Origin of the sequence: Wolbachia endosymbiont (group B) of Pammene fasciana, assembly GCF_947251495.1 — a bacterium.
Lineage (GTDB): Bacteria > Pseudomonadota > Alphaproteobacteria > Rickettsiales > Anaplasmataceae > Wolbachia.
This window is the reverse complement of record NZ_OX366360.1, coordinates 637,915-652,169: the sequence shown is the minus strand read 5'-3', so window position 1 is coordinate 652,169 and position 14,255 is coordinate 637,915. Positions and strand designations below refer to the sequence as shown.

Genomic DNA, 14,255 nt, shown 5'->3' with positions numbered 1-14,255 from the left:
TATGCAAGTTTAGAACGCAAAACACTGAAAGTCAACCCAATAATGCAGGTCGCAAAATTCTTGACAATCAATAATATATTAAGTAGTATAAGAAGATTTCAGAATGAAAAGCAGACGGTAAATAAGTGGCGAGTGATGGCAAAAGGTTATTGTTGATAGAAAGTACTACCTGTTCTAACGAGGTAAGGGTTGCCCTACTAGTTAATGGTAGGGTTGTAGAGTTTGAACAAGAATTCAAGGAAAAAAGACAATTAAGAGGTAATATATACGTTGCTTATGTAAAGCGTATAGAGCCTGCTTTGCAGGCCGTGTTCATTGAGTATGGAAAAAATAAGCAAGGTTTTTTGTCTTTTTCTGAGATATCTCTAAATTACTTTAATATTCCAGAAAAAGAGAAGGAAATTTTCCCTGATGAAGACTATTCGAGCGGTGTGGACTGTTCAAATGATAATTGCACAGAAGAAGGCCTAGATTCTACAGCTAGTAATGAATCCAGCAGTGGTTTTGTGAGGGGGGTACCTTTACATAGAAAATATAAGTTACAAGATGTGATTTCAGTAAATCAAAAGTTATTAGTTCAATTAACTAAAGAAGAACGAGGAAATAAAGGAGCTTCATTTACAACATACGTAACTTTGGTCGGTAGATACTGTGTTTTCATGCCCAATTCCATAAGTAGGGGTGGAGTATCTCGCAGAATTGAAGATACCAACGTTAGAAAACAGTTAAAGGATATATTAAATTCAATAAATTTACCAAAAGGCTCAGGTTTAATAGTAAGAACTGTTGGTGCAGGAAAAAGTAAGAAAGAAATTGAGCAAGATTACAATAATTTGACCTTATTATGGCAAAATATTCAGCAAAACTTCTCTTCTTTAAATGTTCCATCATTAATTTACAACGAAGCAGATGTAGTTATGAGATCTGTACGTGACTTTTGTAGTAATGATACAGAAATTATAGTATCTGATAGAGAAGTTTGTGAAGCGGTAAGAAAATACACTAAAAATGTGTTACAAGGAAAATTGCGTCCTAGATTATATAGAGGTTCTGTTCCAATCTTTACTTACTATCGAGTCGAAGATCAAATTTCTGAATTATATAGCAATAGAGTAGAATTGCCATCTGGTGGGTCTTTGGTGATAACCTTAACTGAGGCATTTGTTTCAATAGACGTAAATTCAGGGAAAATGACAGGAGAAGATAACATAGAAGAAACAGCTTATAGAACTAATATGGAGGCATTATCTGAAATATCAAGGCAAGCGAATCTCAGGGGCTTATCAGGGTTAATAGTTGTTGATTTTATTGACATGTTGAAACTTGAGTATTGCAAAAATGTTGAATTTGCTATCAAGCAGGCGTTTAAAGATGATAAAGCTAAAGTTCAATTTAGCTTTATCAATGACTTTGGTTTAATGGTCTTTTCAAGACAAAGAATTAAACCAAATATACAGGAAATTAATACTACAGAGTGCTTACGCTGTAAAGGTATTGGAAGAGTGAAATCAAACGAAGTGGTTGTTGCATCGATACTAAGGGATTTGCAACATATTGCTAATAAAAATCAAAATAAGTCCTTTGATTTAATAGCACGCAGTGCAGTTATAGCGCACATTTTTAATAATAAGCGTGATATGGTTTCTACAATCGAAAAAGAGTTCAATATTACATTAAATGTTAGTATTGATAATAGTTTAGATGCAGATACATTTATTTTAAAGCAAGGAGACCATATTAATTTTAATGATTATAAGCCATTGCAGAATTCTGGATGTCAAATTGTGAATAGCAGGGATAAAGAAGCTGGTAAACTACCGGGCAACTTTTGGTTAACTAAATGGCTTTCGCGCCTTTTGGGCTCTAACAACTAAACGGGACTTGTAATTAACGAGTTTTATACTTATATATTTTACATCAGATAATATTTAAAAGGGAGTATTCATTATGGGAAGAGCAATAGGTATAGATCTTGGAACAACAAATTCTTGTGTTGCAATAATGCAAGGCAAGGATACAAAAGTAATTGAGAATAAAGAAGGAGCAAGAACTACTCCATCTATAGTTGCATTTACTTCATCTGGAGAAAGGTTGATTGGCGCTCCAGCAAAAAGGCAAGCAACTACCAATGCAAATAATACTTTTTTTGCAACTAAGAGATTGATAGGTCGCCAATATAGCGATCCTGAAATGAAGAATCTAGGTGTACCGTATAAGGTATTTGCAGCAAAAAATGGTGATGCATGGGTTAAAACAACTGATGGTAAAGAATACTCTCCTAGTCAAATTGGTGCATTTATACTACAAAACCTGAAAGAAGCAGCTGAGGCTTATCTTGGGGAAGAAGTAAAGGATGCTGTGATAACAGTGCCGGCGTACTTCAATGATTCTCAACGTCAAGCAACAAAAGATGCAGGAAAAATTGCTGGATTAAATGTCCTCAGAATAATTAACGAACCAACTGCTGCAGCACTTGCTTATGGTCTTGATAAAAAGCACGGACACACAATAGTAGTGTATGATCTTGGTGGTGGTACATTTGATGTTTCAGTTCTTGAAATAGGTGACGGAGTTTTTGAAGTAAAGGCTACAAATGGTGATACTCACCTTGGAGGGGAAGACTTCGATAATGCAGTAGTAAATTATTTACTGGGTGAATTCAAGAAAAGTAATGGCATTGATTTGAAAAACGATCCAATGGCTATGCAAAGAATCAAAGAAGCTGCAGAAAAAGCAAAGGTAGAATTGTCAAGTGCAATGGAAACAGAAGTAAATCTACCGTTTGTTACAGCTGATGCAAGTGGCCCAAAACACTTAAATATGAAGCTAACAAGAGCAAAGCTTGAAAGTTTAGTGAATGATTTAATTGAAAGGACTATAATTCCTTGCAAAAAAGCTCTTGAAGATGCTGGTTTGTCTGCTAGTCAAATTGGTGAAGTAGTTCTTGTTGGTGGCATGACTCGTATGCCAAAAGTCATAGAGAAAGTTAAAGAATTCTTTGGCAAAGATCCACACAGAGGGGTTAACCCTGATGAAGTTGTAGCAATTGGAGCTGCAATACAGGCGGGAATCATTCAAGGTGATGTAAGAGATGTGTTACTACTTGACGTAACTCCACTTTCTCTTGGTATTGAAACTCTAGGGGGAGTGTTCACTCCACTTATTGAACGTAATACTACTATTCCCACAAAAAAATCTCAGGTGTTTTCAACTGCAGAAGATAACCAAACAGCCGTTACAATTAAGGTACATCAAGGTGAAAGAAAATTGGCGATTGATAATAAACTGCTTGGTCAGTTTAGTTTAGAAGGAATACCACCTGCTCCTCGCGGGGTTCCTCAAATTGAGGTGACATTTGATATAGATGCAAATGGAATAGCGCATGTTTCTGCAAAGGATAAAGCTACTGGAAAAGAGCAAAAAATACGTATTCAGTCTTCAGGTGGTTTATCGGAGGATGAAATAAATCGGATGGTGAGAGAAGCTGAGGAAAAAGCACAAGAAGATGAAAAGCGTAAGAAATTTATTGAAGTGAAGAATCAAGCGGATAGTTTAGTTCATTCTACAGAAAAATCTCTGACAGAATATGGTGATAAAATTTCTCCAGAAGATAAATCTGCTATTGAAAATGCAGTTAATGAGTTAAAGGAAGTGAGTAAATCTGACAACATTGATGATGCTGATTCAATACAACAGAAAGTTACTAACCTCTCTCAGTTATCTATGAAACTTGGAGAAGCTATGTATAAGGAATCTCAACAACAACAAGGTGGAGAAAGCTCATCCACAACAAATAATGAGGAAGAAAAAGTAGTAGATTCTGATTATCAAGACATGGATAATAAAGAAGAGAATAAGTAATTCGATTGTCATCCCAGTGCCCAGATACTGTGGGATGACAAGAGGAGCGTATTGTTGCTTAAAGGAACTATTGTGGATATTATTAAGACAATAGAAGAAAAATTACGCGATTCAATAGGTGTAATTGATATTAATATTATCGATGAATCAGCAAAGCATGTAGATCATTATTTTGTTTCTTCTTCGACACTACCTTCACATATCAAATTAGTATTAATATCTAACGACTTTTCTGGAATGAGCTCTTTAAAGAGGCATAAATTGATCTATGAATTATTAAAGAGTGAAATAGAGCGATTACATGCGATTTCTCTTCACTTGTATACGCAAAGCGAATACAATCTAAAAAATAAATAGTAGAAACGTGAGAGAAGAGTCTTTATTAGTTAAAGCAGGAAGAAAATTTAATGATTATAAAGGATCGATGAACCCACCAGTTTATCATTCTTCTACCATATTATTTCCTACTTACAAGGATTACTTAAGTGCAGCGAATGGGGAGAGTATATATGATGTGATCAATGATGGTGTTGCAAGGGATTACAGCTATAGTAATGTTGGTACGCCTACTGTTCATTATTTTTCAAATGCACTGGCTGAAATTGAGGGTAGGGGACAAGCACTCATCTACCCTTCTGGATTATTTGCACTTACTTTTGCTATTTTGACTTTCACTACAGCAGGTTCGCATGTTCTGATACAAGATAATAGTTATTATAGGCTAAAGAGATTTGCCGAAAATGAACTACCAAAAAGAGGAGTAGAAGTAACTTTTTATGATCCGACACAGGATATAACTGATTTAGTTCAGAGTAACACTTCACTCATCATGATTGAGACGCCTGGTTCTATAACGTTTGAGATTTCGAATGTAGAGCATATAGTAAAAGTTGCTAAAGAACGTGGAATTGTAACCGTTTGTGACAATTCATGGGCCACTCCTTTGTTGTTTAAGCCGCTTGATTATGGAATTGATATTGCACTATATGCGGTGACAAAGTATCTAGCCGGTCACTCAGATTTAGTGATGGGAGCTATGGTTGCTGAAGGTAAAATTTTTAAATTGCTTTATGAGAGCTATAAAAATTATGGAGTCACCATTCAATCGCATGACTGTTACCTTGCACACAGGGGACTTAGAACACTGCAAACACGCATGAGGAAGCATCAAAGTACAGCAATGCAAGTAGCAAAGTGGCTGGAAAAACATCCAAAAATCAAAAAAGTCTTATACCCCGCACTTTTTTCCTATTCTCAGCATGATTTATGGAAAAGTTATTTCAAAGGGGCAAGTAGCGTATTTAGTATAGTACTCGATAGAGAATATTCATGTGAGGAACTAAGCTGCATGGTTGATCACATGAAAATTTTTGGCATCGGTGCTTCTTGGGGAGGATGTGACAGTTTGATATTACCAATAGAACATAGATCTATGTCAAGATCTGTAATGAATTCAGATTATGGTGGAAGTTTTGTGCGAATATTTTGCGGACTAGAAGATCCTGAAGATTTGATTTTTGACTTGAATACTGCATTAATAAGACTGCCATGTTCAAGTGTTAAAGATGATTGTGAGACTGAAAGAGCTACTGCATAACATTGTAAATGCTGACTTTGATATTGAAATCAAAGGCGTCACATGTAATCCTAAGAGAGTTAAAGAAGGTTACCTTTTTGTTTGTGTGTCAGAAAGGAGTAAAGAACACGTAACATGTCTTCCTAATGGATGTGTACACAACTGTGTAGACGTTGTGATACAAGGGGCCAAGAAAGATGTCATCCCAGTGCCCAGACACTGGGATCCAGAAAATTTAATTGTAAACAAGCACACTAGGCAATTGTATAATAAAAACTGGATTTCAGTGTCCGCTACTCGAATGACAAGTACTCCAAGTTTTGCAGTGCTTTACCACTCGGACCCTCAAGGAATATACAGTGAAATAGTCAGCAGGTTTTATCAATTCAAACAACCTAAATATGTTGCTGCTGTAACTGGTACGAATGGTAAAACTTCAGTGGTGGAATTTTGTCGCCAGATTTGGCAAGATAATGCAGCGTCTATAGGAACACTGGGAACATGTGTCAATAATAATAGAAAAGATAATAGCCTTACAACGCCAAGTGCAGATGATCTTTATTCCACATTGCGTGACATAAATAATAAGAACGTAGAACACTTAGCATTAGAAGCTTCAAGCCATGGAATCGATCAATACAGAATCCATGGACTCAGGTTCAATGCTGCAGCTTTTACTAATTTCTCTCAAGATCATTTGGACTATCACAAAAGTATCGATGAGTATTTTGAGGCCAAGAAAAGGTTGTTTGATGAGGTATTGCCAAAAGAAAAAACAGCGATTTTAAATGCAGATATAGGCGAATATGGAGAGTTGCTCAACATAGCTGAAAAGCGTGGCAACAAAGTTATAACCTATGGAAAAAAAAACTCTGACATTACTTTATTAAAGCAGATACCCACTGCCAATGGTCAATACCTAACAATTCAAATCGGTGATGAAATTTATAACGCATTTTTTCCGATTTTTGGGCAATTTCAAGCATATAATTTGTTGTGTGCAATCGGTATAGTTATTTCATCTGGTATGGACTATCAAAGAATGTGTATAGATAAACTCGCTTCTCCACCTGGAAGAATGGAAAAAGTGAACACTTTTGCATTTGTCGATTACGCTCATACTCCAAGTGCACTCAAACAAGCTCTGTTGTCTTTAAAATGGCACTTCAATAAAAAGATAGTTCTAGTGTTCGGTTGTGGCGGGAATCGTGATCAAACAAAACGTGCAGAGATGGGTAAAATAGCACAAATGCTTGCAGGTAAAGTTATAGTCACAGATGACAATCCGCGTGATGAAGATCCGGGGAAAATTCGTCACGATATTTTGTTACATTGCCCTGATGCACTGGAGATAGGAGATAGAAAAAAAGCTATAGAGAAAGGTATAAATATAGCACATGATGAAAATATGATTCTGCTAGTTGCAGGAAAAGGACATGAAAGATTCCAAATAATAGAAGGCCAAGCCCTTGAATTTAGTGATGTTGAAGTTATTAGAGAGGGCCAAAAATTTGCTACTGCTGTTTTGCTCTCTCCTTCATCCAATGCCTGAATGGCTTTTTTCCTTAAGTCATAACTGTACGCTGCTGGCATTTTTACCTTCTTGTTACACTAAATCACTATCTTATCTTGTTCCTACTATTATGAGAAGAGCTATACAAGGATATGAAAGTGGAGATTGTGGTTACAAGATTAGTGAGAGAATATAGAAAAATTGAGGATGAAATATTGCGTGATATAGTTCATTTAGTGATAAAGGCTCTTACAGGTATAGTAGCGCTTCATAAGTAAGAATATTTTTACAAAGAATTTAATAATCACAATTTAGGCAATGATGAAAGTTCTTTAAGAAAAAAGTTTAATACTATCAAGAAAAGTTTGCATAGGCATAGCAATATAATACATAATAATCAAAATATTCCAAATTCTGTCAATTTGCTTGCACAGTCAATTACTTCAGAACTTGGGAACTGGTTTTTAAACCAAGTGTACTGGCGTTTTGCGTAGTGTCTTGTGTTTGTTTGAGCAATCTGTATTGCTTCGTCTAAAGTAATCTCCCCTTTTAAGTATCTTATAATTTCTGGTACTCCATGTGCTTTCATAGCTGGCAAATGTGGAGATGGGTTCATGCTAAGTAGGTTTTTTACTTCATCAATTGCTCCATTTTCAACCATTTCAATAAAACGAGAATTTATTTTTCGGTATATATCCTCACGTTTAGGTAGAATTGTATATACCTTAAAATTATTGAACAAAGGAGGCTGTCTATTTTCTTGCCATACAAAGATTGTCTTGCCAGTTTCAGTGATAACTTCAAGTGCTCTTGAGAGGCGATGTGAGTCATTAATAAATATTTTACCTTGAATCCTTGGATCTTTGCTTAGCACTAATTTGTAGAATTCCTCTTTACTTAAATTTTTTCTAAGTTCATTTACGTTTTCTCTCACTTCCTGGCTTATTTGTGGAATCGATGATAATCCCTTGATTAAGCTGCTAATGTAAAGCCCACTTCCTCCAGTGATGATCGGTATTCGTGAATTTTTCAGCGCGTTGTTAACTTCCCTATTTAAATCCTCTATCCATAAACCTACGGAATAATTTTCTCTTGCTGAAACATAACCGTATAGCCTATAAAATTCTTTCTGCTTTGGTGGTTGAGCAGTAATTACGGGAATCTCTTTGTATACCTGCTTTGAGTCACAGTTTATTATGCTAATGTTTTTATGCTTTTTTATCAAGTTATCGCATAATTCTGATTTACCTGAGGCTGTAATTCCTGTAATAATTACTATATTATCTTTCATTTATATTAATTTAACTAACCTATGATAGGGTGTAGTAAAAATTTGGATTCTACAATCTAAAATTTGGAGACTTTTATGGCAGAAAATGATAACGATAACTCGTTTACTAAGCGTTTTACAAATAGGACTTCTAATGAGACAAGAGGAGGTTTTTCCAGTAAGTATTCATCTCAAAATACCAAAGAACATGCACTAGGAGCAAAAGGAAAAATTTCTGAATTGGCAAACAAAAAAGCTGAAGCCAAGGAAGCTTTTTCTGAAAGTGGCGGCATAAAGAGTAAAAGCAGAACTATCAATGAAAGATCCTTTGCTGATGCAACAAGAAGAAGTAGATCAGATCTCATATATCTAGTTCGTGGTAAAGATCGAGGAAGATCAGCTTGGCACTATGTATTAGTTGATAAAGATAAAAGAGAAATGTTTCTGGCAAAAAGTAGAACTGGCTCTATAGATGTTGCAGATTATGGAGAGATTTTATATTCAGGATGGGGAGATGATCCACCACAGACGATAGTCGATAAAATCAATGAGGAGTTCGGATTGTAGTAAATCTGTTGTAAAAACGAGCAGTTGCTAATAAAATTTACTGTAAGTATACAACAGATGCGTGCTAGCCATTTCGGTATCTTAATTGCTACCATATAGCGAGATAACAGTAAACCCAGAGCTATTGTAGACATAAGTTTTAGATATATGGTATTTGAAGTAATAAATGCAATAAAAAATAATTTGTTAGCATGCTTTCCAACAGAGACAGTATATGCTCTTTCTTGTAATGCGCTAGGTAACGAATCTATAGAAAAAATATATCGAATAAAAAAGCGTTCTCAAAACAAGCCGCTCTCTGTATTTGTTAGTAATATTGATAGTTTGATAAATATAGCAAAGGTAAAGGAAGAGTATATCGATTTAATAAACTATTTTTCTCCTGGACCAATGACCTATATTTTACCACTTCAAGATAACAGTATATTACCAAATGAGTTCTTTAAAGATAGTATAGGCATAAGAATTCCTGATCATCCTATTGCGATTTCAATATTAAATGAACTGAAAACTCCAGTAGTTGCAACTAGTATTAACATTTCAGGAGAAAAAAGTATATGCAAAGCAAGAGATATACCTCAGTCTATTAAGCAACACTTATCTGCAGTAATTGAAGATGATGAATTAGTTTCTGGTATAGAATCTACTATTATTGACTTAACTGGAGACAAGATTAAGGTTTTAAGAAAAGGTAAAATTTCATTACAAACAATAAATAACGAATTTTCAAACTAAGATCTATAGGAGAAAGAATGAAAAAGGTGATAGGCCACAACCAAGCAAAAAAAAAGATAATGAACAACTTGTCTGTTCAATCTTGGCTGATCTGTGGTAAAAAAGGCATAGGAAAAGCAACACTTGCACAATCCTTTTCTAATTGGTTTCTTATCAAAAATTACGATGAAGTAGCATTAGACTTACACATTGTTGAAGGTGATACAATAGGAGTGGAAAAGGTGAGAGAAATGAAAAATTTTCTGTACCTAAGCCCCATTCAATCAGAATATAAGATAGCTATAATAGATAGCTTGGAGGCAATGACTAGCAATGCTAAAAATGCAATATTAAAGATATTAGAGGAGCCGCCACAAAATTCTAAAATACTTATAATTAGCCATAAACCATATGATATACAAACCACCATCCGGTGTAGGTGCTTTCAGCTGAATTTACTTCCGTTAACTTACGATGAAACAAAGCAGGTTGTTTCATCTCAGTGTAAATTCGACGATAAAATATTTAGTGAGATCATTACTTTGTTTCCTGGAACTCCGGGAGTAATAATAAATGCAATAAACAGTGGTGCTTATGAGTCACATAAGCATTTTTATACATTTTTCCGTAATCTAAATAATTCTGATATAGTTAATAAAATAATTAATAGTGAAATTGAGCTAGAACTAGCATCACATATCATTCAAACCTCCATTTTAGAAAGTATAAAGAAAGAAGTAAATAATGTTGAAATTTTGCTAAGTCAATGGAAAGAAATAGATGAACTTTTCGTTGCTGCAAAGCAATTTCGCTTAGATAAAAAGCATGTTTTAGCTAATGTAGTTAACATCATGACACAAAAATATAATACTTTTAACATAAATTCATGATAAAATCCTGATAATTTAATACTTAAAGTATATAGTTTGACTGATAATAAATTAACTTTATGGCAATCAATAGAAGTTTTAACAAAAACCATATTGAACATGCAGAAAGAATTGAGTTTACTCAAGAATACAGCTTTAGACCAAGACGTCACTTTAGAAAAAGGGAAGGAGCTGTCAAGTGGTATCTATGAAGCAAATTTTAAGCTCAATAAGGCAATCAATATAGCTACTTTGCCAAAAATTGGCCATCGCATGCTCAGTGGCGAGTTAGTCATACTTAATCATATTACGAAAGAAGAAGTAAAGATTCCTAGAGATTTTCATTATCTTAAAGTTATTAAACTCAATCATGATAACTATAAACTAACGTTTTGTAATTTTTTAGGTAATGAGTTTTTTGAATATAAAAAGTATGATCCACAATATTCTGATCTTTCAGATGAATATAAATTCGTGGATTTTGGTAGTGTAAAAAAGACTAATAATCTAAAATTTAAGGAGTATGTTGGTCATGCACCTAAATTTTTTGCTGTAGAAGGTCTTATTGAGCCTGGATCTGAAAACCATGTAATTGATCTATTTGAGCTAGTCAGAGACGGTAAAGGCAGAAAAGTGGGAACCCTTGCTGATGAATTTGGTTATTTTGATGATCAAAATAAATTACACTACTATAATTATCACAAAAGTGCAGAAAGTAATACTTATGATCCTGAAAGCTTCAGTGTAAAAATGATAAATTTAGATGTGAAGAAAATTGATAAATTTCATCTTATTGCAGAACAAGGTGATATAATCATTCATACTATTTTGGAAAATTTAGACATATTTTAAAGTTTTTTTAGAGTTATTATAATTAGGTTATGGAAGTTGAATCAGTAAAAAACAAAAGTTATTTCAGGAAAGCAGTAGAATGGTATTGCCACAGATACCTGTTCTGCGTTGTAGAAAGATCTTGGATGGCGTTAATAACGTTACTTCTCTTAGTATGTTTATTTTTATCATTACTAAACATATACCTATTACTTCCTGTTAAAAAAGATTTAAATTTTGTGAAGTACACGAACCACACAGAAGATGAGTTTTCTACAATACATAAACTTAGTTTTAGTGAAAAAGAAGATGAATACACTTCCATAGCAAGGTACTTGGTAAGTCAATACGTCGAAGCATACGAGTCCTCTCAGATCGTTGAATCAAAGTATCAAGAAAATTTTATAAAAAACAATTCTATATATAAAATCTATCAAGACTTTCAGGAAAAAGTAAACAATGAAGCTGTTTCATCCACAAAAAAAATTACCAACATAAACGTAACAACACTATCTATTGACCGATCGATCAAGGACTTAGTTAAATTTGCTGGAAATGCCACTGTACTTTTTGCAGCTGAGCAAAATAAGAAAATGAAAGACTATGCTGTGGAGGTTAGCTTTACTTTATCAAACATGAAAGCAACTCTAACTGGTATAATACCATTTAAATTTATTGTTAACGGCTATAAATACAGCTGATTACATTTAAAAAATTACTTGGTAGCTAAAAAAATAACTAAAGTGCATACAGCAGTAACAACTGGAGGTAAAATTAGAAGCATTGGTGTCTTTTTAATAAAATAATTTCTAGAAGGTTTTAAGAAAAAGGCATTGTAAATTATCGGTAAGAAGTATAGAGCGTTGAGTATAGTACTGACAATTAACACCAGAGCTACAAATACAGAAAGTGTTACATTACTAGAGTTAAAAACAGCTTGAAAAATGAAAAATTTGCTCCAAAAAGTCGGAGCAGGTGGTACCCCTATCATGGACAATGCACCTATAGTAAATGCTATCATACTAATTGGCATACTACGTCCTATACCGTGAATTCTATCTATGTATTTCTCACCTGTTTTCGTTATTATTGCTCCAGCAGTGAAAAATAAAGTGATTTTTGCAAATGCGTGGCAAACTAATTGAAAAATTGCAATCCTCATGCTAAATTCACTAAAAATTGAAGCGAACAATATAATATATGACAACTGAGAGATAGTAGAATAAGCAAGCAATTTCTTTAATTCCTTTTGCTTTAATGCAATTAACGATGCAGTAATAATAGTAAATCCAGCAGCGTACGGAAGCCATCCTCCAGCAAACCAACTTTGCTGTGCAAAACGTTGCATATTATCGATGCCAAAAGTGTATAATATAACTTTGATGATGATGAACACTCCTGATTTCACAACAGCAACAGCATGTAGTAGTGCGCTTACAGGAGTTGGTGCAACCATTGCTTTTGGCAACCAAAAATGCATTGGCATTAATGCAGCTTTTCCTATTCCATAAATCAGCATAGCAAAACACACTGCAATAAAAGTTATGAACGAAGTATCAAACTTGAATATTCCACCTCTTACAAAGTCTAAAGTATGGAATTCATTATATAAGAGACCTATTGCAGGAAAAAATAACACTAAAGAAGAGAAAAATAGTAAACCAAAGTAATAGCGTCCTGCAATTACTGATTCATTTGTTGAGTTGTGAGTAATCAGAGGGTATGTACTAATAGTTAGAAGCTCGTAAAAGACAAATGTAGTGAGCAAATCTCCAGAAAAAGCAATAAACATTGCACAGCTAATCGCTATTGAAAAAAAGCATAGAAAACTCGAGTAGTTACTATCAGCATAGTTATTTCGCATATAACATATTGCATATATACTGGTTAGTACCCACAAAAATGATATTAATAAACTGAATATTGCTCCACTAGACTCTAACTTTAAACTAATATGCAAATTATTACCAAAGTCCATGAGAATAAATTGAGAATGATCACCATACACCAAATATAAAGTGCATAGAGATGTATACGCAAATAGAAGCATAGAAGAAACAACAGTAATGCTATTGTTCACTCTGGGCCATTTACTAGTAAAAGAAATAGCTAATGCACTTAAAAGTGGGATCAACGCAGTAATTAACAAATAATTCTCAGTAATAAAAAGTGGCAAGGAAAGAGATATTAAAACAAAATCCATTAAGTAATTCATCTTTCTGTTTAGGTAAAGCTAAAATTATATTCAAGTTATAGAGAATTTGCTATTTTTTAGTTGTATATCGGAAATGTTAAATAAACCATACGCATCAAGTTAAGAAAAAGTGGCGTAAGGAAGAAAGGAAATAAGAAAAAACTATTTTATATATTAAGTAATAAGGTTAGTAATTTATAGATCTTTCTAAAAAATCATCTTATCCTAGATAAGAATTTCCTAAAAAATTCAACCACTATGGATTAAAATCCAAAGATTGAGAGAGAGCATAGAATGCTAACTTTCGACTTGAAAGTCACCAAATTTATCTTCTTTTTTAGAGTGATTTTCAATATAATTTTTTATCATTTCGTCAGTTACATTTCCGCTAGTCCTGACAAAGTAGCCTACTGCCCACAACCCAATATCTCTTTTTTAGCTCTGGAAAGTTTTGCTGGATTTTTCTGGAACTTTTTCCTTTTATTAACTGCACTAACTTACTAATACTTAAGTATGGGGGTACAGAAACGTATACGTGTACATGACTTGACGCAACTCTACCTCTGATAATTTCTACTTGATTATTTGCACATACTTCTTGTACAACTTCTTTAGCTTTCTGTCCAATATCTCCAACTAGTACTGGATATCGATATTTTGTTATCCACACTATGTGATATATATACAGAGTGACTGCTTTTTCTATAATATTCCACATTCTTTCAGATTTTTCACCTTAAAATTATATTCTTAAAAGGATGGACTTCAAGTCCAGGGTTTTTCTCCCAAATTTGGGACAATAAATGTAACAAATAAAATGCCAATCTTAAATATTGCTATGTTTCACGATAGCTTCTTAA

12 protein-coding genes and 1 pseudogene are annotated in these 14,255 nt (G+C 33.8%); 10 read left to right on the top strand and 3 right to left on the bottom strand.

Annotated features, from left to right (window positions below; translation table 11 throughout):
* Positions 1-125 precede the first annotated feature (125 nt).
* From OPR29_RS02945 to OPR29_RS02925, 5 genes are all read left to right on the top strand, one after another.
* Positions 126-1,874 (top strand): Rne/Rng family ribonuclease, encoded by a 1,749-nt coding sequence (locus tag OPR29_RS02945; protein ID WP_265025037.1) that lies wholly within the window; start codon positions 126-128, stop codon positions 1,872-1,874.
* Positions 1,875-1,947: 73 nt separating this feature from the next.
* Complete coding sequence (gene dnaK, locus OPR29_RS02940) at positions 1,948-3,861, top strand: molecular chaperone DnaK (RefSeq protein WP_052264747.1); 1,914 nt, start codon at positions 1,948-1,950, stop codon at positions 3,859-3,861.
* A 72-nt stretch (positions 3,862-3,933) separates the two neighbouring features.
* Positions 3,934-4,218: a BolA family protein gene (locus OPR29_RS02935; protein WP_012481743.1), complete on the top strand. Its 285-nt coding sequence runs from the start codon at positions 3,934-3,936 to the stop codon at positions 4,216-4,218.
* Positions 4,219-4,225: 7 nt separating this feature from the next.
* Positions 4,226-5,458, top strand: a complete 1,233-nt coding sequence (gene metC / locus OPR29_RS02930) for a cystathionine beta-lyase (protein WP_264376785.1) — start codon at positions 4,226-4,228, stop codon at positions 5,456-5,458.
* Positions 5,427-6,989: a Mur ligase family protein gene (locus OPR29_RS02925; RefSeq protein WP_265025433.1), complete on the top strand. Its 1,563-nt coding sequence runs from the start codon at positions 5,427-5,429 to the stop codon at positions 6,987-6,989. Before metC ends, OPR29_RS02925 begins: the two co-directional genes overlap by 32 nt.
* 358 nt (positions 6,990-7,347) lie before the next feature.
* On the opposite strand, the gene miaA is transcribed toward OPR29_RS02925, so the two are convergent.
* Entirely contained in the window at positions 7,348-8,241 is an 894-nt protein-coding gene (miaA, locus tag OPR29_RS02920) for a tRNA (adenosine(37)-N6)-dimethylallyltransferase MiaA (protein WP_265025036.1), read from the bottom strand.
* A 75-nt stretch (positions 8,242-8,316) separates the two neighbouring features.
* On the opposite strand from miaA, the gene OPR29_RS02915 reads away from it, so the two are divergent.
* The 5 genes from OPR29_RS02915 (at position 8,317) to OPR29_RS02895 (ending at position 11,902) form a co-directional block, all read left to right on the top strand.
* Positions 8,317-8,787, top strand: coding sequence for a hypothetical protein (locus OPR29_RS02915; protein ID WP_019236353.1), 471 nt, complete (start codon positions 8,317-8,319; stop codon positions 8,785-8,787).
* A gap of 147 nt (positions 8,788-8,934) precedes the next feature.
* Positions 8,935-9,522, top strand: coding sequence for an L-threonylcarbamoyladenylate synthase (locus OPR29_RS02910; RefSeq protein WP_006013379.1), 588 nt, complete (start codon positions 8,935-8,937; stop codon positions 9,520-9,522).
* A gap of 17 nt (positions 9,523-9,539) precedes the next feature.
* Positions 9,540-10,391 (top strand): DNA polymerase III subunit delta', encoded by an 852-nt coding sequence (locus OPR29_RS02905; protein ID WP_214303400.1) that lies wholly within the window; start codon positions 9,540-9,542, stop codon positions 10,389-10,391.
* 36 nt (positions 10,392-10,427) lie between these two features.
* Positions 10,428-11,222 (top strand): hypothetical protein, encoded by a 795-nt coding sequence (locus tag OPR29_RS02900; RefSeq protein WP_265025035.1) that lies wholly within the window; start codon positions 10,428-10,430, stop codon positions 11,220-11,222.
* 29 nt (positions 11,223-11,251) lie between these two features.
* Positions 11,252-11,902 (top strand): VirB8/TrbF family protein, encoded by a 651-nt coding sequence (locus OPR29_RS02895; protein ID WP_254229674.1) that lies wholly within the window; start codon positions 11,252-11,254, stop codon positions 11,900-11,902.
* Positions 11,903-11,916: 14 nt separating this feature from the next.
* Here OPR29_RS02895 and OPR29_RS02890 read toward each other — a convergent pair whose 3' ends face one another.
* Together OPR29_RS02890 and tnpA are read right to left on the bottom strand one after the other, a co-directional pair.
* Positions 11,917-13,416, bottom strand: coding sequence for a proton-conducting transporter transmembrane domain-containing protein (locus OPR29_RS02890; protein WP_372436128.1), 1,500 nt, complete (start codon positions 13,414-13,416; stop codon positions 11,917-11,919).
* Between the two features lie 276 nt (positions 13,417-13,692).
* A pseudogene (tnpA, locus tag OPR29_RS02885) lies at positions 13,693-14,111 on the bottom strand (IS200/IS605 family transposase).
* Between the last annotated feature and the right edge of the window lie 144 nt (positions 14,112-14,255).

Excerpts from the sequence above, each read along its gene's own strand:
- dnaK (WP_052264747.1), top strand. The coding sequence starts at position 1,948 with ATGGGAAGAGCAATAGGTATAGATCTTGGAACAACAAATTCTTGTGTT.
- OPR29_RS02925 (WP_265025433.1), top strand. The coding sequence starts at position 5,427 with ATGATTGTGAGACTGAAAGAGCTACTGCATAACATTGTAAATGCTGAC.
- miaA (WP_265025036.1), bottom strand. The coding sequence starts at position 8,241 with ATGAAAGATAATATAGTAATTATTACAGGAATTACAGCCTCAGGTAAA.
- OPR29_RS02915 (WP_019236353.1), top strand. The coding sequence starts at position 8,317 with ATGGCAGAAAATGATAACGATAACTCGTTTACTAAGCGTTTTACAAAT.
- OPR29_RS02910 (WP_006013379.1), top strand. The coding sequence starts at position 8,935 with ATGGTATTTGAAGTAATAAATGCAATAAAAAATAATTTGTTAGCATGC.
- OPR29_RS02905 (WP_214303400.1), top strand. The coding sequence starts at position 9,540 with ATGAAAAAGGTGATAGGCCACAACCAAGCAAAAAAAAAGATAATGAAC.
- OPR29_RS02895 (WP_254229674.1), top strand. The coding sequence starts at position 11,252 with ATGGAAGTTGAATCAGTAAAAAACAAAAGTTATTTCAGGAAAGCAGTA.
- OPR29_RS02890 (WP_372436128.1), bottom strand. The coding sequence starts at position 13,416 with ATGAATTACTTAATGGATTTTGTTTTAATATCTCTTTCCTTGCCACTT.